The sequence below is a fragment of the Sphingomonas sp. Root241 genome (assembly GCF_001428865.1).
In the GTDB taxonomy this organism is placed as follows: Bacteria; Pseudomonadota; Alphaproteobacteria; order Sphingomonadales; family Sphingomonadaceae; genus Sphingomonas.
On sequence record NZ_LMIV01000001.1, the window covers coordinates 40,357 to 59,907 of the forward strand.

Here is a 19,551-nt window from a genome sequence, read left to right on the forward strand (position 1 = left end):
GGGGCGGTTTAGGGGAGACGGACTTTGATCAGCAATAACCGTGGCCGTTCGGCCACTCGCATGGCTCTTGGGGCGAGCAGCCAGGCACTTGGCGTCGCGCTCGCGCTCGCGGCCTTCGCCGCGCCGGCAATGGCGCAGGACGCGCCCGCCGCCGATCCGGCGCAGAGTGCCGATACCCAGGGCGAAGAGATCGTCATCACCGGCATCCGCGCCTCGCTCGCCTCGTCGGCCGCGATCAAGCGCGACCAGTCGATGATCGTCGATTCGATCTCGGCCGAAGACGTCGGCAAGCTGCCCGACGTCTCGATCGCCGATTCGCTCGCCCGCCTCCCCGGCGTGACCGCGCAGCGCCTCGAGGGCCGCGACCAGCGCCTGTCGATCCGCGGCCTCGGCCCCGATTTCTCGACGACCCTGCTCAACGGCCGCGAGCAGGTCACCGTCGGCGACAATCGCGGCGTCGAATACGACCAATATCCCTCGGAATTCTTCAAGACCGTCAATGTCTACAAATCGGCCGACGCCTCGCTGGTCGCCGCGGGCATCGCCGGCACCGTCGACCTGCGCATGCTGCGCCCGCTCGATTCGAAGACCGCCTTCGTCGTCTCGGCCCGCGGGCAGATGAACGAGAAGGACAAGCTCAATCCCGACGGCAGCCGCTACGGCTATCGCGCTTCGGCGACCTATGTCGGCAAGTTCGCGGGCGACACGCTCGGCATCGCGATCGGCCTGTCGGCGCAGAGCACGCCCACCCAGATCGAGCGCTACGCCGCCTGGGGCTTCCCCACCGAACCCGCGGCCGGCGGCAACCTCTTCCTCGGCGGCGCCAAGCCCTACGTCCAGTCGAACGTGCTCAAGCGCTATGGCGGCGTCGCCACGGTCGAGTGGGCGCCGAGCGAGAATTTCCATTCGACCTTCGACGCGCTCTATTCGAATTTCGAGGAGACGCAGCGGCTGCGCGGCATCGAATTCCCGATCGCGCCGACCTGGGGCTCGAACGCCGTCATCCAGCCGGGCTACACGGTCGAGGACGGCCTCGTCACCGAAGCGACTTTGACCAATGTCGTCGGCGTCCAGCGCAACGATTTCAACAAGCGCTCCGCCGACAATCTCTCGCTCGGCTGGAATAACGATCTCCGTCTCAGCGATTCGGTCCATTTCGTCGTCGACGCCAGCTGGAGCCGTGCGACCCGCACCGATTTCCTGCTCGAGACCTATTCGGGCACCGGCTATAATTCATCGGGCGCCAAGGATACGATCCACATCTCGCACAACAGCGACGGCACCTACGACATCGTGCCCACGCTCGATTATACCAATACCGGCATCATCCGCCTGACCGATCCGCGCGGCTGGGGCTTCAACGGCACCCAGACGGTGGTGCAGGCCGGCTTCCTCAACCGCCCGGACTTCACCGACGATCTCAAGTCGCTGCGCGCCAGCTTCAACGGCGAGTTCAGCAACTCGATCGTCAAGGGATGGGAAGTGGGCGCGAACTACAGCCGCCGCGAGAAGCAGAGCCGCTACACGTCGTACTTCCTCTGCCCGCCGGGCGGCGGCACCAACTGCACCGTCGCCAGCGGCACGCCGACGAGCTTCGCGGTGCCGGCCGACGCGCTGCTCGATGAGCAGGTCTCGCTCGGCTATCTCGGCGTGCCGAAGATGCTGACCTACGATCCGATGAAGGTCTACGGCCTGCTCAATTCGGTGTTCGACAACCGCCCGGACTCGCTGGTCCGCGACAACGTCATCACCGAGAAGGTGCTCACCGGCTATGCCAAATTGGCGATCGACGGCACCGTCGGCGGCAAGGCATTGAAGGGCTCGCTCGGGTTCCAGGTGGTGCACACCAAGCAGGGTTCGTCGGGGCAGATCGCCGCGCTGCAGGCGGGCGTGGTCACCACCGCGCCGGTCGACGGCGAGATCAGCTACACCAACTTCCTGCCCTCGGCGACGTTCAGCGTCGAGCTCGACGACGGCTTCTACATCAAGCTCGGTGCCGCGCAGACGATGGTGCGCCCGCGCCTCGATCAGGAGCGCATCACTCAGGCGGTCAGCGTCGATTTCTCGAAGATCGGCCTCGGCGGTTCGCCGCAGAACAGCCCGTTCAGCTCGAACGGCGGCAATTTCGAGCTCAAGCCCTACAAGTCGGATAACATCGACGTCTCGTTCGAGAAATATTTCCACGGCGGCGGCTATCTGGCGCTGACCGGCTTCTTCAAGCACCTCACCGACTTCGTCGATCCGAACAACAGCGTACTCTATGATTTCTCGGCCCTGCTGTCGGTGCTGCCACCGGCGCAGCGCGCGATCGTAGTGGCGCAGAACGCGCAGTTCGGCCTGGTCAAGGCGCCGGCCAATACCGGCCGCGGCGAGATCCTCGGCGTCGAGGCGACCGCGTCCTTGCCGTTCAGCGTGTTCAGCCAGGCGCTCGACGGCTTCGGCATCTTCGCCACCGGCAGCTATGTCGACAGCAAGATCGTCTATGCCGACAATAGCCCGGTGACGCTGCCGGGCCAGTCGAAGTGGATCGGCACCGGCACTGCCTATTTCGAGAAGAACGGCTTCCAGGCCCGCGCGACCTATCGCTGGCGCGACGAGTTCCTCGCCGAGCTGGCCGGCCTCTCGGCCAATCCCGAATATCGCACGGGCAAGGCCGAGGGCGTGCTCGACGCCCAGATCGGCTACGAGTTCCAGAGCGGTCCGCTCACCGGCCTCTCGATCCTCGCCCAGGCGAAGAACCTCACCGACGCGCCGTTCGTCACCACCGAGGCGGGCGATACGCGGCTCACGCGCGAATATCAGCGCTACGGCCGCGATTATTATCTCGGCCTCTCGTACAAGTTCTGATGCCTACCCTGCCCGGGCTCCGCGGAGCCCGGGCCATGGCCTTTCCGGGAGCGTAAAGTGGCGTCCGAACAGCCCTATCGCATCGTCGTGGCCGGGGGCGGCACCGCAGGGTGGATGACCGCCGCCGCGCTGATCCGCTTCCTCGGCCCCGGCTCCAGCGTGACTCTGGTTGAATCCGAGGAGATCGGCACGGTCGGGGTGGGGGAGGCGACCATCCCGCAGATCCGCATGTTCAATGCCGGGCTGGGGGTGGACGAGAACGCGTTCATCGCCGCGACGCAGGCGACGTTCAAGCTCGCGATCGAATTCGTCGGCTGGACGAAGGGTGGCCGCTACATGCACGCGTTCGGCGATGTCGGCCGGCCCAATGGCGGCGTCGCCTTCCAGCATAGCTGGCTGCGCGGCATGGCCGAGGGCGTGGCCCGGCCGCTCGCCGAGTATTCGCTCAACAATGCGGCGGCGCTCGCCAATCGCATGCAGCGCGGGCCCGCGCACACTGCGGCGATGCTGCCCGAAATGCCGTACGCATTCCATTTCGACGCGGGCCTCTATGCGCGCTTCCTGCGGAGCTACGCCGAGCAGGCCGGCGTCGTGCGGCACGAGGGGCGGATCGTCGAGGTGCTGCGCGATTCCGGAACCGGTGACGTCACCGCGCTGCGGCTCGAGCGGACATATGATGGGTTGAACCGCCCCTCTTCCGTTCGGGCTGAGCCTGTCGAAGCCCTCCCATCCACGGGCGCATCGCAAGCGGACAGCCGCCCTTCGACAAGCTCAGGGCGAACGGTTGGGGTTGCGTCAGCCCAGGCGGAGGCTGCTCCAGACGACTCCCCTGAAATCGCGGGCGACTTGTTCATCGACTGCACCGGCTTTCGCGGCCTGCTGATCGCTGACGCGCTCGGCGTCGGATATGAGGATTGGTCGCACTGGCTGCCCTGCGACCGGGCACTCGCGGTGCCGAGCGCGCGCGCGGGGGACTTCACGTCCTATACCCGCGCCACTGCGCACGCCGCCGGCTGGCAATGGCGCATCCCGCTCCAGCACCGCACCGGCAACGGTATCGTCTATTCCAGCGACGCATTGTCCGACGACGAAGCGGCGGCGCAGCTCCTCGCCAATCTCGACGGGCCTGCGCTCGCCGATCCGCGTCCGCTCCGCTTCATGCCGGGCAAGCGCCGTGCCTTCTGGCAGGCCAATGTCATCGCCGTCGGACTGGCGAGCGGCTTTCTCGAGCCGCTCGAATCGACGAGCATCCACATGATCCAGTCGGCGGTTGAGCGGATCCTCAAGCTCCTTCCCGGGCGGTGCATCGGCGAGGCTCAGCGCGCCGAGTATAATCGCCAGGCCGATCGGGAATATGATCGCATCCGCGACTTTCTGATCCTCCATTACGCCGCCAATGATCGCGACGAGCCCTTCTGGCGCGCGCGCCGCGAGACGCCGTTGCCGGAGAGCCTCGCGCACAAGATCGCGCTGTGGCGCGCCTCGGGCCAGATCGTCCGCGAGGAGAGTGACCTGTTCAGCGAAGTCGCGTGGCTGCAGGTGCTCGTCGGGCAGGGGATCGCCGCCGAGGGGCACCACCCGCTCGCCGACCGGCCGGGCAGCGCGGAGCTCGCCGAATATCTCGATCTGCTCGCCAAGCTCACTGCGCGCGAAGTCGCCCAGATGCCCGATCACGCCGCTTTCATCCGCCAGCATTGCGCCGCGCACGAGGAGATCGCCGCATGAAGCTCGCCGCGTTCTTCCTTGCCATGCTCGCCGCCATGCCTGCCGCCGCGCAGAGCTATCGCGATCGCCTGCCCGAGGACGAGGTGCTCTATTTCCTGCTCCCCGACCGGTTCGAGAATGGCGACACCGCCAATGATCGCGGCGGACTGAAGGGCGACCGACTCGTCACCGGCTTCGACCCCGCGGCCAAGGGCTTCTACCATGGCGGCGATCTCAAGGGACTGACCAAGCGGCTCGATTATGTCGAGGCGCTCGGTGCCACCGCGATCTGGGTCGGCCCGATCTTCAAGAACAAGCCGGTGCAGGGCCCGAAGGGACAGGAATCCGCCGGCTATCACGGCTATTGGGTGACCGACTTCACCATGGTCGACCCGCATCTCGGCACCGATGCGGACTTCAAGGCCCTGGTCGACGCGGCGCATGCCCGCGGGATCAAGGTCTATATGGACATCATCGTCAATCACACCGCGGACGTGATCCGGTATCGCGAGTGCGGCGACTGCACGTATCGGTCTCGCGCCGAGTTTCCGTACGGGCGCAAAGGCGGCGTCGCCGGTGCGGCGATCAACAGCGGTTTCGCCGGCGACGACATCCGGACGCCCGAAAATTTCGCGAAACTGACCCGGCCCGATTACGCCTATACGCCGTTCGTGCCGGCGGCGGAGCGGCAGGTGAAGGTCCCGGCCTGGCTCAACGATCCGATCTACTACCACAACCGCGGCAACTCGACCTTCGCGGGCGAGAGTTCGACGATGGGCGATTTCGTGGGGCTCGACGACGTGTTCACCGAGCATCCGCGCGTGATCGCGGGCATGATCGAGATCTTCGGGAGCTGGATCGATCGCTTCGGGATCGACGGCTTCCGCATCGATACCGCGCGCCACGTGAACCCCGAATTCTGGGCGGCGTTCGCGCCGGCGATGCTCGAACGCGCCAAAGCGAAGGGCATTCCCAACTTCCATATCTTCGGCGAAGTCGCCGATCCCGACACGTCGGCACTCGCCCGGCACACCCGCGTCGACAAATTGCCGACCGTCCTCGATTTCGCCTTCGCGCGCACCGTCAACGCGGTCAGCGCTGGCGAGGTCGGCACCGACAAGCTCGCCGCGGTATTCGCCGCCGATCCGCTCTACGAAGGCGGCGAGGCGACTGCGCGCAGGCTCCCCACCTTCCTCGGCAACCACGATCAGGGCCGCGCCGCCTTCTTCATCCGCAAGGCCAATCCGAATGCGAGCGCGGAGGAACTGCTGGCGCGTGACCGGCTCGCTCATGCGATGCTGCTCCTGCTGCGCGGCGTGCCGACGATCTATTCGGGCGACGAGCAGGGTTTCGTCGGCGACGGCGACGATCAGAATGCGCGCGAGGACATGTTCGCCAGCAAGGTGGCGGTCTATAACGACAACCAATTGCTCGGCACGGCCCGCACCAACGCCGTCGCCAATTTCGACACCGATCATCCGCTGTTCCGCGAAATCGCCACGCTGGCGAAGCTGCGCCGCGCACACCCGGCGCTCACCCGCGGCCGGCAGATCGTGCGCTTCGCCGGCGACAAGCCCGGCCTGTTCGCGGTCTCGCGCTTCGATCCCGATAGCGGCGCGGAGATCCTGATCGCGTTCAATTCGAGCCCGCAGCCTTGGACCGGCAACGTTCAGGTGGAGACCGGCTCGACGACGTTCGCGTCGCTCGCCGGCGCCTGCCCCGCAACCGCCGCCGCCCCCGGCAGCGTCACCCTGACCCTACCCGCCTTCGGCTATGCCGTCTGCGCCGCCGGAAAGTCGCAATGAACCGAGTGCTTGCCCCGCAACCCGACACCGATACGCGCGAATGGTGGCGCGGATCGGTGATCTACCAGATCTATCCGCGCAGCTTCGCCGATTCGAACGGCGACGGCGTCGGCGACCTGGCGGGCGTGACCGCGCATCTCGATCACGTCGCCTCATTGGGTGTCGACGCAGTGTGGCTGTCGCCCTTCTTCACCTCGCCGATGCGCGATTTCGGCTACGACATAAGCGATTTCTGCGGCGTCGACCCCGTGTTCGGCACGCTCGCCGATTTCGACGCGCTGATCGCGCGCGCACACCAGCTGGGGCTGCGCGTGCTGATCGATCAGGTCTATTCGCACAGCTCGGATCAGCACCCCTGGTTTCAGGAGAGCCGCGCCAGCCGCGACAATCCCAAGGCCGACTGGTATGTCTGGGCCGATGCCCGGCCCGACGGCTCGCCCCCCAATAACTGGCAATCGGTGTTCGGCGGCCCGGCCTGGACGTGGGACGCGCGCCGCGGCCAATATTATCTCCACAATTTCCTGCGCGAGCAGCCCGATCTCAACTTCCACAATCCGGCGGTGCAGGAAGCCGCGCTCGGCGTCGCGCGCTTCTGGTTCGAACGCGGGGTCGACGGCTTCCGGCTCGATGCGATCAACTTCACGATGCACGATCCCGAGCTGCGCGATAATCCGCCCGCGCCCGACATCGGCGCGCCGCGCACCCGCTCGTTCGATTTCCAGCAGCACATCTACAACCAGAGCCACACCGATATCCCGCTTTTCCTCGAAAAGCTGCGTGCTCTGGCGGACGATTTCGGCGGGCGCTTCACCGTGGCCGAGGTCGGCGGGCCTGCGCCTGAGCCCGAGATGCATCTGTTCACCGAAGGCGAGACCCGGCTCAACAGCGCCTATGGCTTCAACTTCCTCTATGCCGATCGTCTGACTCCCGCGCTGGTGCAGGGCGCGGTGGCGGGCTGGCCGCATGCGCCCGGGATCGGCTGGCCGAGCTGGGCCTTCGAGAATCACGATGCGCCCCGCGCGATCTCGCGCTGGATCGCGTCCGAACACGCGGCCGCCTTCGCGCGGCTGAAGATGCTGCTGCTGCTGTCGCTGCGCGGCAATGCGATCCTCTATTACGGCGAGGAATTGGGGCTCACTCAGGTCGAGATCGGCTTCGAGCATCTCCGCGATCCCGAGGCGATCACCAATTGGCCGCTGACCCTGAGCCGCGACGGCGCCCGCACGCCGATGCCGTGGAAGGCCGACGCGCCCCAGCTGGGCTTCACGCAGGGTCGCCCCTGGCTCCCGCTCGGCCCCGATCACGCCGCGCTGGCAGTCGATCGGCAGGAGGCCGATCCGGAATCGCTCCTCAATCTCACGCGCCGTCTCATCGCATTGCGCCATTCGAGCCCGGCGCTGATGACCGGATCGATCACGATCCGGCAGGCAGACGAAGCGCTGCTGTTGTTCGAGCGTGAGGCCGGGGGCCAGACCCTGCTCTGCGCGTTCAACCTCGGCGACAACGCCTTGCCGGCACCCGCGGCGTTGCACGGCCGGCGCGTCGTTCAGGCGATCAACGGCGCCACCCCCGAACTGCTGCCGCCCTTCGCCGCGCTGATCGCGGAGTAGCGGCGCCGGGGGTTTGTCGGGTAGGATGGGCCATGCACATAGCCTTCCTGCTCTTCCCGAACGTCACGCAGCTCGACTTGACCGGGCCCGCGCAAGTGCTGTCGCGAATGGGCGACGTGAAGCTCGACCTGGTCGCAAAGACGCGGGAACCGGTGGAGACCGATGCGCAATTCGCGCTTTTGCCCACTGCGACCTTCGCCGAGGTTCAGCGCACCGACATTCTCTGCGTCCCCGGTGGCTTCGGCACGATCGCCGCGATGGAGGATCCCGAAACGCTTGCCTGGGTCCGGCAGGTTGCCGGGGACGCGCAATGGGTCACCAGCGTCTGCACCGGGTCGCTGATCCTCGCCGCCGCCGGGCTGCTCACCGGCTATCGCGCCGCCTGCCACTGGGCCTCGCGCGATCAGCTCGCTTTCTTCGGCGCCGAACCGGCGGCTGAACGCGTCGTCTTCGATCGCAACCGCGTCACCGGCGGCGGCGTCACCGCAGGCATTGATTTCGCACTCGCCCTCACCGCCAGAATACGTGGCGAGGACCATGCGAGATTCGTCCAGCTCAGCCTCGAATATGATCCCGCGCCGCCCTTCGACAGCGGTTCTCCCGAACGTGCCGATCCGGCGACGCTCGCGCGCTACCATGCGATGGTCGAGAAATTCGCGCCCGGCCGCGAGGAAAAAGTGCGCGCGATCGCAGCGCGGCTGGCGGAGGCGCGATCCGACAGCTAAGCGACCTGCCATGCCCGATACACTGATGATGAACGACGGCCGCACGATCCCCGCGATCGGTTTCGGTACCTATCTGGTCCCCAATGACGACGCCGAGCGGATCACCCGCGAAGGACTCGAGGTCGGCTACAAGTTGGTCGATACCGCCGCCTTCTACGGCAACGAGACCGGTGTCGCTGCCGGCCTGGGCGGGCGAGACGACGTGTTCGTCACAACCAAGCTGTGGCGCAGCGACATGGGGTTCGATTCGGCGCTGCGGGCGTTCGACCAGAGTCTCGAACGGCTCGGGCGCGATCATGTCGACCTTTATCTGATCCACTGGCCGATGCCGTCGCTCGGCAACTATGTCGAGACATGGAAGGCGCTGGTGCGGCTGCGCGACGAGGGGCGGGCCAAGTCGATCGGCGTGTCGAACTTCGGTGCCGACAATCTGCGCGCGATCATCGACGCGACCGGCGTGGCGCCGGCACTCAACCAGGTGGAGCTTCATCCGGGCTTCCAGCAGCGCGCGCTGCGCGAATTCCACGCCGCGCACGGCATCCTGACCCAGAGCTGGGCGCCGTTGGGGCAGGGGACGATGCTCGGACATCCCGGGATCGTCCGCATCGCCGAAGCGCGGGGTTGCACGCCCGCGCAGGCGATCCTCGCCTGGCATCTGCATCACGGGCTAGCGGTGATTCCCAAGGCCTCGGCGCGCGAGCGGCTCGCCGCCAATCTCGCGGCGGGCAGCGTGACGCTCGAACCCGAGGACATGGCCGCGATCGACACGCTCGACGATCCCGCCGGCCGGCTGGGGCCGGACCCCGCCAAGCTTTAGCCGACCGCCTTCGCCGCTCCTCTAAGATCTTCCACGAAAGCGGCGAATTCGTCCTCGGCGCGGCTCTTGTCGGGCATGCGCAACAGGAAGCTGGGGTGGATCGTCACCCAGCCCAGCCCCCCCTCGGCGAGCTCGATCGCCTTGCCCCGCGTGCCACTGATCGTCACGACCTTGCCCAGCATCTGCCGCGCCGCGGTGGCGCCCAGCGCGACAGTCATTGCGGGCTTCACCAGTAGCCGCTCCTGCTCGTACCACCAGCGGCACGCCTGGATCTCGCCGGCATCGGGCTTCGAATGGATCCGCCTCTTGCCGCGCGGCTCGAACTTGAAATGCTTGACCGCGTTGGTGACGTAGACGCGCCCGCGATCGATTCCCGCCGCGCCGATCGCCTTGTCGAATATCTGCCCGGCGGGCCCCACGAACGGTCGCCCGGCAAGGTCCTCCTGATCGCCCGGCTGCTCGCCGACGAACATCATCCGCGCATCGATCGGCCCCTCGCCGAATACCGTCTGCGTCGCATGCTTGTACAGATGGCAGCGCGTACAGCTCGCCGCCTCGGCGCGCAGCGCTTCCCAGGCCGTTTCGATGTTGCCGCCGATCGAGTTTCGCGCCGTCCGCACCATGCTTGCCTCCCGTGTCCGGGCATCCGCTCCCTAACGCACGGGGGCGGATTTCGGCATCTCCACGATCCACTCGCGGACAAGTGCGATGCCTTCCTTGTGGACGGTGGCGCGGCCGAGCTCGGGCATGGCGATCCCCGGATCGGTGCTCTCCATCCGATAGATCAGGATCGAGGCGTCGGGAGCGCCCGGCTGAATCGCGAAGTCGCGATCGCCGCTGCCGCGTCCTGCCGCGACTGGGCGCTTGAGGATGCCGAGCGCGCCAGGGTCGCGCTGGCGCCAGTCGAGGAACAGGCCCGAATTCGAGGCGGCACCGGCAGGGTTGTGGCAATGCGCGCAATTGATCTCGAGATAGGCCCGGGCGCGGGCCTCGACCGGCGCGGCGCGGTCATCCCAGCGGGCGATGCGCGGCGCGTCGGGCGGCAGCCGGTCGAGCATGCCGGCGGCGAGCAGCCTCTCGAGCTGGCCGTTATGGTTGAGGTAGCGCGCCTTGACGCCGATCGGTGTCACCCGGCCACCCAGCGCGTGGCAGTCCTTGCACTGGTTCTGGTTGGGCACCGCATAGCTGATACTGCGCGACATGCCCGAGGGATCGGTGAAGGTCACCGGGATTCGCGTGCCGGCGCGCTTCAGGTCCGCGTCGGTGCCTGCGGCGTTCCAGACATAGGGAAGCGCCACCCAGCCGCTCGCGCGGTGGAGCAGCAGCCGCGTCTCGAGCGGCTTGAATACGCCGCCCGCGCGATAGCCGAAGGTCTTGACCAATGCGGCGCCCACCGGAAGGTCGAACGCCTTGTCGGGATCATAGCGAGCCTGCGCGCCCTCTGGCAGATAGAGGTAACGCTCCTTCTCGGCGTAATCGGAGAAGAGCGCGGTCTCGAGATCGTAGCGAACCATCCGTGCGGCGGGGGTGCGCGTCGCAAGGTCGGTGAACAGTCCGAATTCGGAGAGATGTACGGGTAGGTCCTCGCCGGTGATCGCCGCGTCATTAACGCCATCGGCCCGCGCGAACAGCGCCGCGAACAGCAGTGCCGCGGCGCTCAGCAATGCTTTCACTTGGCCGCGGCCTCCATCGCCGGGGGCAAGGTCACCACGCCGAGCGGCGGGGGAATCTCTTCGCGAAGCTTGACCGGCTGCGGCTTGGCGGTCTCGATCCCCGCGCCGAGCGCGAGACCGAGCGACAGTACCGGCACCTGATTGTCGCCGGTCAGGTCCACTGCGTCGCCGCCGGTGCCGTCCCAGAAGATCGGCGGCAAAATGCCTCCCAGCGCCTTGGCGAGCTCGGCGCTCCCCGGCATCGCCGGCGCGAAGCCGGCGCGGCCGTGCCGGTTGGCGGCGAGATGGATATGGCGCGGAAGCGGGTTGTAGCCCTTGTCGTCGAAGGGCTGGCGATAGGCGATGACCATGATGTTGGCGGTGCCGTTGCCGGCCAGATCGTTGCCGGTGACCGTGACGTTGTTCGCGGCCATGATCAGCACGCCGGTGCCGGTGGGCACCGTCGCGACGATGTTGCCCTTGGGCGCGAAATTGGGCGTGTCGTTGTCGACCACCTTGTTGCCGCTCACCGTCACCCAGCCCGCGCCGCGCCGGGGCAGTGCCGGCAAGTCGAACACCAGGATGCCGCCGGTATTGTGGGTGACCAGATTGCCGGTCACGTCGGCATGGCCGCTATTTTCGATCTCGATCCCCGCGACATTGTGCGTCGCGATCGAATTGCGGACGATGATCCGGTCGGACTGGCCGACATAGATGCCCGCATCCGACGCGCCCTTCACCAGGACTCCGTCGATCAGCACGTCGCTGCTCTCGACCGGATAGACGCCATATGCGCCATTGGTCGCCTTCGGGCCGCCGGTCCATTCGACGCGGATGTCCTTGTAGACGATCCGATCGGCGCCCTTGGACTTGATCCCGTCGCCCTTGCTGTCCTCCACCGCGAAACCGCGCAGCACGACATCGTCCGACGTGACGAGGAGTCCCTCACCGGCGCCGAGCTGTCCCTTGAAGCTGAGGATGGTCTTGTCGGGACCGGCACCGCGCACCGTCACGCGGTCGACATCGAGGCTGAGTCCGTCGGTGAGTTCGAAGCGGCCCGCGCCGATCCGCACAATACTCCCCGGCTTCGCCTCGATCAGGGCGGCCTGCAGCCGCTCCTGGGCATTTGCGCCGGGCTCCACGGTCACGGTCTGCGCCGCCGCCGGGCCGGCAGCCAGCACGGCCGCGAGCGTCCAGTATCGCTTCATCCTGCTCTCCCATCTTCATTTTTGGGGCATGATAATCAGGGCGAAGCGAATTGACACCCTTGTTAATTAACCGGGTTCGGCGACGTGGCAGACGAACTCGACCAGCCGTCCGTCGGGATCGCGGAGATAGCCGGCATAGTAATTCGGGTGAATGTGCGGGGCGAGCGCGGGCGCCCGGTCCAGCGTCAGCCCCGCAGCGCGGCCGGCATCGTAGATCCGGTCCACCATCGCGCGATCGGGCGCGGCAAAGGCGAAATGCACGTCCGACGGCGTGCCCTCGACGAGGAACAGGTCGAGCGCATCGTCATTGCCGAAACCCTTGGCGTCGCCATCGACCTTCTGGGTGTAGCCAAGCGGGCCGAGCGCCTGGGCATAGAAGGACAGGCTTTCGGCCATGCGCGACGTGCGGATTTCGATATGGTCGATCATCGGGGGGCTCCTTGAAGAACGCACGGAGAGAGATAAGGGCGGCGTGCGCTGGATTCCGGCGAAATGGCGGGACAAAATGGCGGATTTCGGCGAAGGTTGACGCTAGAGTGACGGCGATGGCCCGATCCGACCTCGACGCGTTCGACCGCAAGCTCCTCACCCTCGTCCAGCACGACGCGGCGCGCACCGCAGATGCGCTCGCCGAGGAAGTCGGGCTCTCGCCCTCCGCCGTGCTGCGCCGGCTCAAGCGGCTGCGCGACGACGGCGTCATCGTCGCCACCGCCGCGGTGGTCGATCCGCTCAAGGTGGGAAAGCCGAACTTCTTCCTCGCCGCGCTCGAGATCGAGCGCGAGCGGCCCGAGCTGATCGCGCGCCTGCGCCAATGGCTCGCCGCCGAGCCGTGGATCCAGCAGGTCTACTACGTCACCGGCACCGCCGATTTCGTGCTGGTGGTAGTCGCGCCCGATGTCGGTGCGTATGACACGCTGATGAGCCGGCTGATGGGCGACAATCCGAACGTTCGCCGCTTCACCACCAATGTCGCGCTGGGGGTAGGCAAGCGCAGCCTGTTCGTGCCCGTACAGCTTGAGGACTGAGGCTTATCGACATTCGACAAGCAGTCGGCATGGACGCCGTTGGTCGCGCGCGATAAGCAGCCGGGCCATGGGTTGGGCTCTTCCACGCGATGTGAACTGGCGCGTGGCGTGGCTGTGGATCGCGCTAACCCTTACCATCGGCGCTGGCTGGCTGTTCAAGGGGCATTGCGTGCCCGGCGGCTGGACCGATGCCGAGCAATATACCACCGGCTGCTATAACGACGTGATGCCCTTTTGGCACGGGCGTGGCGTGGCCGAGGGCAAGATACCCTATTTCCAGGCGCAGATGGAATATCCGGTGCTCACCGGCGCGCAGATCTGGGTTGAGGGGACCGCGACGCGATTGCTGTTCGGCGAGCGCGCGCGTGATGGCCATTTTCTCGGTGTCGTAGTGGTAGCCAACGGATTGCTCGCGGCTCTGGTGCTCAAGCTGTTCCTGCAAGCGGGGATGGATCGGCGAAGGCTATGGGCGTGGGCGCTGGCGCCGCCTCTGATCCTCTATATCGGGCATAATTGGGATATGGCTGCGGCGGCACTCGCGGTCGGCGCGCTTCTGCTCGCGCGCGAAGGGCGGCTGGTGCCCGCGGCGGCGGCGGCGGGGCTCGGCACCGCGGCCAAGCTGTTCCCGGTGCTCGCATTGCCGTTGATCGGACTGAGCGCGCTGTTCGGTGACGCCCGGCCCTGGCGCGAGCGGCTGCTCCGTGCCGCGGCGCTGTCGGCGGCGGCGATCGGGGCATGGGGGCTGGTCAATCTGCCGGTCGCCTGGTTCGCGCCAGAGAACTGGAGCGAATTCTATCGCTTCTCGCAGGAACGTCAGGGCACGGCGGCGGCGAGCTGGGAAATCTTCTCCAACATGGGCTGGTGGTTCACCTGGATCGAGCAGCGCAACCTTTATGCCGCGATCGGCTTCGTGGTGGGCGCGGCGCTGATCGTCGGGCTCGGCTGGCGCAAGCATCGAACCCACCTCTGGGTGCTGCTCACGCCGGTGCTCGCCTGGTTCATGCTGACCAACAAGGTCTATTCGCCGCAATTCGACCTGTGGCTCTACCCGCTGCTGCTGATGACCGCGCCGCGATTATGGCCCGTTGCGCTATTCGTGCTGGGCGACGTGGCCGCCTATTTCGCCGAATTCTGGTGGTTCGCCGGGAACGAACATGCCTGGCCCGCCGCGACTACCACCCATATCGCGATCGCCGCCGGCTTTCGCGCCGCGGCGATGCTGTGGATCATCGGCGAATGCGTACTGCGCGATCCGCCCGCGTGGCTGGTACGCCGCCCGGGCTGAGGCTGCGTCAGGGCAGCGGCAGGTTCGACGCTTCTTCCCGGCGCGCCCGCGTCTCGGCGCGCGCGCGGGTGGCCTGGCGCACGAAGCATCCGGTCGAGCCGCCGGGGCCCACCGTCGAGCAACTGCCGACGCCGCCCGTCCGGCCCGTGTCCAGCGCATCCTCCGAACGCACTGCCCAGCTTTCGCTCGCCTGCGGCCGGCCGGGCTGTTCGCGCAGCGACTGGGGGATGCGGAAGCGCTCGCTCTCGTCGAGCCGCTGGCACACGACGATTTCCTCGCCATTGTCGTTGGTCGGGCATTTGTCGTTGCCATAGATGAGCAGGACGCCGTTCTGCGCGGCATTTTGCGCCTGTGCGGCCGGTACCAGCAGGGGCGCTGCGGCAAGCCCTGCCACGATCACGATCCGCTTGAGCATCATGCTGTCTCCTCGCGCCTGTCCTGGCGCCTCAACGCCTGACCCGGCCTGTCATATCCGTTTCGATACTGCAATGGCCGCCCGGCACCCCATCCGGATCAGCCCCGATAGAAGCGGATAGGCCACCGCATTTTCCGCGCCCGATGCGATCGCCGTGTCGCGATGCTCGATTTCCTCGTCGCGGAATTGCGCCACGGCATCGCGCAGTTCGGGATCGCCGTCGCCCAGTTCGGCGAGCTGGCGCTGGTAATGCAGGTCGATCTCGGTTTCGATCGCCGCGGTACAGGCCATTGCGGCGGACGGGCCGATCGCCGCGGTGACGGCGCCCAATGCGAAGCCGGCGACGTTCCAGAAGGGCTGGAGCGCAGTCGGCCGCACGCCGCGGCGCGCGATCATCGCGTCGAAAAAGGCGCGGTGGCGCTCTTCCTGATTGGCCATGCCATTGATCATGCGCGCCATCGGCGTGCGATCGCCCATCACCGCGAGCTGCCCCGCATAGATGCGCGTCGCGCCATATTCGCCGGCCTGATCGACGCGGACCATCGCGTCATGGCCCTCGCGGCGATCACCCGGCTTCCAGCTCATCGCCGCGCCTTTCGCGGCGCCAGCGCGAAGATCGCCACGGCTCCACCCAGCGAAAGGATTGCGTTGAAGCCCGCGAGGCTGATCCCGAAGAGCGTCCATTGCGGTACGTCACAACGCACCAGCGGGCGACGCAGCGCCTGATTGAGAATGTCCATCGCGTCGCCGTGCCCGACCGGGGCGGTGCAAGCCGTGATCCCCTGCCACCAATGATATTCGACGCCGGCATGGAACACGCCGATCGCGCCGCTGACTGCGATTAGCACCGCGGCGAACAGCACGAACAGCATCTGCACCGGGCGCGGCAGCGGCGCGAACGCCAGCAGCGCAACTGGAATCGCAGCATAATGCGGCCAGCGCTGCCAATGGCACATCTCGCACGGCACCAGCCCGAACAATTGCGACCCCCACGCCCCGGCGAGCAATGCGGCCGGCAGCAGGAGCGCGATCAGCCGCGCGGTGCGGAGCCCGTCTTTGCGCACGCCTCAGCGGCCCTTGACTGCGACCTGGGGCTTGCCGCCCGAGCGGGCGATCGTCTGCAGCGCATAATGGAGCTGGAAGTCGTCGATGCCCTGCTTCTTGAGCTGCTCGGCGGTCTGGGCGAAGCGCGGATCGGTGCGCGCATCGTCCTCGAGCGTCGCGTCGTCGACCTTCTCGGCGTTGATCAAATGCTTCCGAAGGTCGGCCTCGCGGATCACCGTGCGATCCTTGTAATCGGGATCGGAGATCTGCGGCACGAGCAGATCTGGCTTGATCCCGCCTTCCTGCACCGAATGGCCCGAAGGCGTGAAATAGCGTGCGGTGGTGAGCCGCAGCGCGGCGCGCTGGCCCATCGGCAGGATGGTCTGCACCGATCCCTTGCCGAAGCTGCGCACGCCCATCACGAGCCCGCGATGATGATCCTGCAGCGCGCCGGCGACGATCTCGGAAGCCGAAGCGGTGCCCGAATCGACGAGCACGATCACCGGCAGCCCCTTGGCGAGATCGCCCGGGACCATCGATTCGGCATAATAACGCTCGATGTCGTTCTTCTCGCGGCCGCGCTGCGAAACGATCTCGCCATGGCCGAGGAACACGTCGGAAACCGCGATCGCCTCGCTCAGCAGCCCGCCGCCATTCTCGCGAAGGTCGACGACATAGCCGAGCGGCTTGTGGCCGAGCTGCTTGTCGATGCCCTGGATCGCCTTGATCGTGTCGGCGCCGGTCTGTGCGGTGAAGGTGTTGATGTTGATATAGCCGACGCCGTTCTTGACCTCCCACTTCACCGGCTTCTGCACAATGATCTCGCGCACGAGGCTGAACTGGAGCGGCTTGTCGGCGCCGGGGCGGACGACCGTCAGGTTGATCTTGGTGCCCGGCTGGCCGCGCATCTGCTCGATCGCCTCGTCGAGGCTGCCGCCGACGATGAACTTGCCGTCGAGATGGGTGATGAAGTCGCCCGACTTGATTCCCGCGCGCGCCGCCGGCGTGTCTTCCGTGGGCGCGATCACCTTCACTGCGCCGTCTTCCTGCGTCACGGTGAGGCCCAGCCCGCCGTAATTGCCGTCGGTCTGGATCTTGAGATTGTCGAAATCGAGCCCATCGGCGTAGGAGGAATGCGGGTCGAGCGCGGCGAGCATGCCCTGGATCGCGCCCTTGATCAGCGTCTGATCGTCGACCTTCTCGACATAGTTCGCCTTCACCTGGTTGAAGACTTCCATGAAGGTGTCGAGCTCGCGGTAGCTGTTGGTGTCGACACCCGCCATCGCGCCGGAGGCAATGGGGACGAGTGCGAGCGCGCTGACTGCGGCAGTGACCTGGAGAAGCGGACGAAGCATCATACGACTTTCGACAAAAACGACTTGCACAATCTAGTGCAGGATAACGGCATTTCCACGGCCTGTCAGTCGAGCAATTGCGTGAGGTCCATGGGTTGGCCGCGACGGCGCAGCTCGATCGTGACCCTGGGATCACCCGCACCGGGCGCCCTCCCGATCACTTGCCCCGGCGAAACCCGATCGCCGACCCGCACCGCCAACCCGCCGAGCCCCGCGATCAGCGAAGTCCAGCCATTGCCATGATCGATGATGATCACGCCGCGATAGGCGCGAAAAGACCCGGCATAGACGATGCGCCCCGCGGCAGGGGCGATCGCGCGGGCGTTGGGCACGGTGGCCAGCGTGAGGCCGCGGGCGCGGACGCCGGTGGCGGAGAGCTCGCCAAGGCCGGTGACCAGTTGTCCGGTCAACGGCAGGCGATAGGCTGCCACCCGCTTGGCAGCCACCGGCGAGGGCTGGGCGTCGGGGCGCGGCAGCGGGCCGGGGAGGGCAAGCAATTCTCCCCGTATCTGGTTGGCTTCGCCCTGCGACTCCATCTGGTCGACGATGTCGCGCGCCCGTTCGCCGAGTGCGAGCGCGCGGTCCGATTCGACCAGCGCGCTGCGGCCCAGTTCCTGTGAGCGTGCGCGATGCTCGGCCTCGAGCTGGACGAGAGCGATGCGCTCGGCCTCAAGCCGCGCCCGGCCGTTGCGCAGGCTCTTTACCGCCGTTCCGGCATTGGCGCGAAGCTGCTGGACGCGGGCGAGCTCGGCGCGGACCTCGGCGGTACGTCGCTCGACGACGGGCATGGTGGTGCCCAGCACGGCACGGACATGGACCATGTCCTCGGTCGATCCGGGCTGGACGAGCCCGAGTATCGCGGGGCGCCGCGCCATCGATTGCAGCGCGGCGACAAGCCGCACCACCGGTCCCTGCCGTTCGGCGACCTGGCCACGCTGCGCCGCGAGCAGCCGGTCGACGATCGCGATCCGTGCCTCGGCGGCAATGATGTCGGCTTCGGCGGCCTTGATGCGCTCGGCGGCGGCGGCTTCCTGCGCGCGCGCCTGCAGGGCCTGATCGCGCTCATTGGCGGCGGCGGCCTCGAGCGCCCGCGCGCGTGCCTGCGCGGCATCGGAAGCCGCTTTCGCCGATGTCAGCCGCGCCTGCTGCTCCCGCAACTGCTGGGCGTCGGCCATGCTTCCCGCGGCGAGCATCGCCAGCAGTGCAGCAGCGGTGGCGGTGCTCCGCGCGGGTCCCATGGCTCACCCTTCGCGGTGATAGGGATGATTGGCAAGGATCGAGGTGGCGCGCCACAATTGCTCGGCGAGCATCGCCCGCGCCATCAGATGCGGCCAGGTCGCGCGCCCGAACGAGACGAGCAGGTCGGCCTGCGCGCGCTGGGCATCGTCAAAGCCGTCCGCCGCGCCGATCAGGAACCGTGTCTCGCGCACGCCGTCGTCGCGCCAGCGCCCGAGTTTCTCCGCCAGCACGCGCGACGGCAGGTTCTCCCCGGTCTCGTCGAGCATGACGATCCGCGCGCCCGGCGCCGCTTCGGGCATCTTGCCGCCGGTGTCGGGAAGCTCGGTGATCCTGGTCGGCCACGCGACGCGCTTCAGATAGCGCTCGACCAACTCCGCCTCGGGCCCGCGTCCGATGCGCCCGCGCGCGACGATATGGAGCAGCATGCGCCGCTCCTGATCGTCAGGCCTGCCCTACGTTTTCCCCGAACGACCACATCCGCTCGAGATTGTAGAAGGTGCGCACTTCGGGGCGGAACAGGTGGACGATCACGTCGCCCGCGTCGATCAGCACCCAATCGGCGGTGGGCAGGCCTTCGACGCGGGGGCTCCGGCCGAACTCGGCCTTGATCTTCTCGGCGAGCTTGGTCGCCATCGACGCCACCTGGCGCGTCGAGCGACCCGAGGCGACGACCATATAGTCGGCGATGCTGCTCTTGCCGGCGAGCGGGATCGAGACGGTTTCGACCGCCTGATCGTCGTCGAGCGAAGTCATCACGAGTGCATGCAATGCCTCGACGCCATCGGCACCGGGGACGCGCTGCACATTGGGGGAAGTGGCC

18 protein-coding genes and 1 pseudogene are annotated in these 19,551 nt (G+C 67.1%); 8 read left to right on the top strand and 11 right to left on the bottom strand.

Translation table 11 applies throughout. The annotated features are described in order from the left end of the window. Window positions 1-60 precede the first annotated feature (60 nt). From ASE13_RS00200 to ASE13_RS00225, 6 genes are read left to right on the top strand one after another with little or no spacing between them, the layout of a single operon-like run. Complete coding sequence (locus ASE13_RS00200; RefSeq protein ID WP_056609945.1) at window positions 61-2,847, top strand: TonB-dependent receptor; 2,787 nt, start codon at window positions 61-63, stop codon at window positions 2,845-2,847. A 57-nt stretch (window positions 2,848-2,904) separates the two neighbouring features. Beyond that, a complete protein-coding gene (locus ASE13_RS00205) occupies window positions 2,905-4,572 on the top strand; it encodes a tryptophan halogenase family protein (RefSeq protein WP_268801266.1) in 1,668 nt (555 codons plus the stop codon). Beyond that, window positions 4,569-6,356 carry an alpha-amylase family glycosyl hydrolase gene (locus ASE13_RS00210; protein ID WP_056609948.1) on the top strand — a complete coding sequence of 596 codons (1,788 nt, stop codon included), beginning with the start codon at window positions 4,569-4,571 and terminating at the stop codon, window positions 6,354-6,356. The genes ASE13_RS00205 and ASE13_RS00210 overlap by 4 nt, the downstream gene beginning before the upstream one ends. Continuing rightward, the gene (locus ASE13_RS00215; protein ID WP_056609951.1) at window positions 6,353-7,966 is read left to right on the top strand and encodes an alpha-amylase family glycosyl hydrolase; all 1,614 of its coding nucleotides are present in this window, start codon (window positions 6,353-6,355) and stop codon (window positions 7,964-7,966) included. Before ASE13_RS00210 ends, ASE13_RS00215 begins: the two co-directional genes overlap by 4 nt. 32 nt (window positions 7,967-7,998) lie before the next feature. Next, window positions 7,999-8,691: a DJ-1/PfpI family protein gene (locus ASE13_RS00220; RefSeq protein ID WP_056609964.1), complete on the top strand. Its 693-nt coding sequence runs from the start codon at window positions 7,999-8,001 to the stop codon at window positions 8,689-8,691. A gap of 10 nt (window positions 8,692-8,701) precedes the next feature. Further along, window positions 8,702-9,508, top strand: a complete 807-nt coding sequence (locus ASE13_RS00225; RefSeq protein WP_056609966.1) for an aldo/keto reductase — start codon at window positions 8,702-8,704, stop codon at window positions 9,506-9,508. Here ASE13_RS00225 and ASE13_RS20440 read toward each other — a convergent pair. The 4 genes and pseudogenes from ASE13_RS20440 to ASE13_RS00245 all read right to left on the bottom strand — a co-directional run. After that, window positions 9,505-10,158, bottom strand: a pseudogene (locus ASE13_RS20440) (UdgX family uracil-DNA binding protein); the annotation flags it as partial. The gene ASE13_RS00225 and the pseudogene ASE13_RS20440 overlap by 4 nt on opposite strands. A gap of 3 nt (window positions 10,159-10,161) precedes the next feature. Beyond that, complete coding sequence (locus ASE13_RS20445) at window positions 10,162-11,181, bottom strand: SO2930 family diheme c-type cytochrome (RefSeq protein WP_056609969.1); 1,020 nt, start codon at window positions 11,179-11,181, stop codon at window positions 10,162-10,164. Continuing rightward, window positions 11,178-12,368: a parallel beta-helix domain-containing protein gene (locus tag ASE13_RS00240; protein ID WP_056609971.1), complete on the bottom strand. Its 1,191-nt coding sequence runs from the start codon at window positions 12,366-12,368 to the stop codon at window positions 11,178-11,180. Before ASE13_RS00240 ends, ASE13_RS20445 begins: the two co-directional genes overlap by 4 nt. A 66-nt stretch (window positions 12,369-12,434) precedes the next feature. Beyond that, window positions 12,435-12,797: a VOC family protein gene (locus tag ASE13_RS00245; protein ID WP_056609973.1), complete on the bottom strand. Its 363-nt coding sequence runs from the start codon at window positions 12,795-12,797 to the stop codon at window positions 12,435-12,437. A gap of 116 nt (window positions 12,798-12,913) precedes the next feature. Here ASE13_RS00245 and ASE13_RS00250 point away from each other — a divergent pair, with 116 nt between their 5' ends. Next, complete coding sequence (locus ASE13_RS00250) at window positions 12,914-13,393, top strand: Lrp/AsnC family transcriptional regulator (protein WP_056609976.1); 480 nt, start codon at window positions 12,914-12,916, stop codon at window positions 13,391-13,393. A gap of 67 nt (window positions 13,394-13,460) precedes the next feature. Continuing rightward, entirely contained in the window at window positions 13,461-14,678 is a 1,218-nt protein-coding gene (locus ASE13_RS00255) for a glycosyltransferase 87 family protein (RefSeq protein WP_056609978.1), read from the top strand. Between the two features lie 7 nt (window positions 14,679-14,685). On the opposite strand, the gene ASE13_RS00260 is transcribed toward ASE13_RS00255, so the two are convergent. From ASE13_RS00260 to rsfS, 7 genes are all read right to left on the bottom strand, one after another. Next, entirely contained in the window at window positions 14,686-15,093 is a 408-nt protein-coding gene (locus ASE13_RS00260) for a hypothetical protein (RefSeq protein ID WP_056614410.1), read from the bottom strand. Between the two features lie 51 nt (window positions 15,094-15,144). Continuing rightward, the gene (locus ASE13_RS00265) at window positions 15,145-15,678 is read right to left on the bottom strand and encodes a demethoxyubiquinone hydroxylase family protein (RefSeq protein WP_056609989.1); all 534 of its coding nucleotides are present in this window, start codon (window positions 15,676-15,678) and stop codon (window positions 15,145-15,147) included. Next, complete coding sequence (locus ASE13_RS00270; protein ID WP_056609993.1) at window positions 15,675-16,157, bottom strand: disulfide bond formation protein B; 483 nt, start codon at window positions 16,155-16,157, stop codon at window positions 15,675-15,677. Before ASE13_RS00270 ends, ASE13_RS00265 begins: the two co-directional genes overlap by 4 nt. A 3-nt stretch (window positions 16,158-16,160) precedes the next feature. Further along, a complete protein-coding gene (locus ASE13_RS00275) occupies window positions 16,161-17,492 on the bottom strand; it encodes a S41 family peptidase (RefSeq protein WP_056614414.1) in 1,332 nt (443 codons plus the stop codon). Window positions 17,493-17,557: 65 nt separating this feature from the next. Next, a complete protein-coding gene (locus ASE13_RS00280; protein WP_056609995.1) occupies window positions 17,558-18,730 on the bottom strand; it encodes a murein hydrolase activator EnvC family protein in 1,173 nt (390 codons plus the stop codon). 3 nt (window positions 18,731-18,733) lie between these two features. Further along, complete coding sequence (locus ASE13_RS00285) at window positions 18,734-19,156, bottom strand: 23S rRNA (pseudouridine(1915)-N(3))-methyltransferase RlmH (RefSeq protein ID WP_056609998.1); 423 nt, start codon at window positions 19,154-19,156, stop codon at window positions 18,734-18,736. A 16-nt stretch (window positions 19,157-19,172) separates the two neighbouring features. Further along, entirely contained in the window at window positions 19,173-19,484 is a 312-nt protein-coding gene (gene rsfS / locus ASE13_RS00290) for a ribosome silencing factor (RefSeq protein ID WP_200955635.1), read from the bottom strand. Window positions 19,485-19,551: the final 67 nt, after the last annotated feature.

What these genes read in the sequence shown, in the direction of transcription:
- ASE13_RS00275 (WP_056614414.1), bottom strand. Translation starts at nt 17,492, where the DNA reads ATGCTTCGTCCGCTTCTCCAGGTCACTGCCGCAGTCAGCGCGCTCGCA.
- ASE13_RS00265 (WP_056609989.1), bottom strand. Translation starts at nt 15,678, where the DNA reads ATGAGCTGGAAGCCGGGTGATCGCCGCGAGGGCCATGACGCGATGGTC.
- ASE13_RS00260 (WP_056614410.1), bottom strand. Translation starts at nt 15,093, where the DNA reads ATGCTCAAGCGGATCGTGATCGTGGCAGGGCTTGCCGCAGCGCCCCTG.
- ASE13_RS00280 (WP_056609995.1), bottom strand. Translation starts at nt 18,730, where the DNA reads ATGGGACCCGCGCGGAGCACCGCCACCGCTGCTGCACTGCTGGCGATG.
- ASE13_RS00200 (WP_056609945.1), top strand. Translation starts at nt 61, where the DNA reads ATGGCTCTTGGGGCGAGCAGCCAGGCACTTGGCGTCGCGCTCGCGCTC.
- ASE13_RS00215 (WP_056609951.1), top strand. Translation starts at nt 6,353, where the DNA reads ATGAACCGAGTGCTTGCCCCGCAACCCGACACCGATACGCGCGAATGG.
- ASE13_RS00285 (WP_056609998.1), bottom strand. Translation starts at nt 19,156, where the DNA reads ATGCTGCTCCATATCGTCGCGCGCGGGCGCATCGGACGCGGGCCCGAG.
- ASE13_RS00210 (WP_056609948.1), top strand. Translation starts at nt 4,569, where the DNA reads ATGAAGCTCGCCGCGTTCTTCCTTGCCATGCTCGCCGCCATGCCTGCC.
- ASE13_RS00240 (WP_056609971.1), bottom strand. Translation starts at nt 12,368, where the DNA reads ATGAAGCGATACTGGACGCTCGCGGCCGTGCTGGCTGCCGGCCCGGCG.
- ASE13_RS00220 (WP_056609964.1), top strand. Translation starts at nt 7,999, where the DNA reads ATGCACATAGCCTTCCTGCTCTTCCCGAACGTCACGCAGCTCGACTTG.
- ASE13_RS00245 (WP_056609973.1), bottom strand. Translation starts at nt 12,797, where the DNA reads ATGATCGACCATATCGAAATCCGCACGTCGCGCATGGCCGAAAGCCTG.
- ASE13_RS00255 (WP_056609978.1), top strand. Translation starts at nt 13,461, where the DNA reads ATGGGTTGGGCTCTTCCACGCGATGTGAACTGGCGCGTGGCGTGGCTG.
- ASE13_RS00225 (WP_056609966.1), top strand. Translation starts at nt 8,702, where the DNA reads ATGCCCGATACACTGATGATGAACGACGGCCGCACGATCCCCGCGATC.
- ASE13_RS00250 (WP_056609976.1), top strand. Translation starts at nt 12,914, where the DNA reads ATGGCCCGATCCGACCTCGACGCGTTCGACCGCAAGCTCCTCACCCTC.
- rsfS (WP_200955635.1), bottom strand. Translation starts at nt 19,484, where the DNA reads ATGACTTCGCTCGACGACGATCAGGCGGTCGAAACCGTCTCGATCCCG.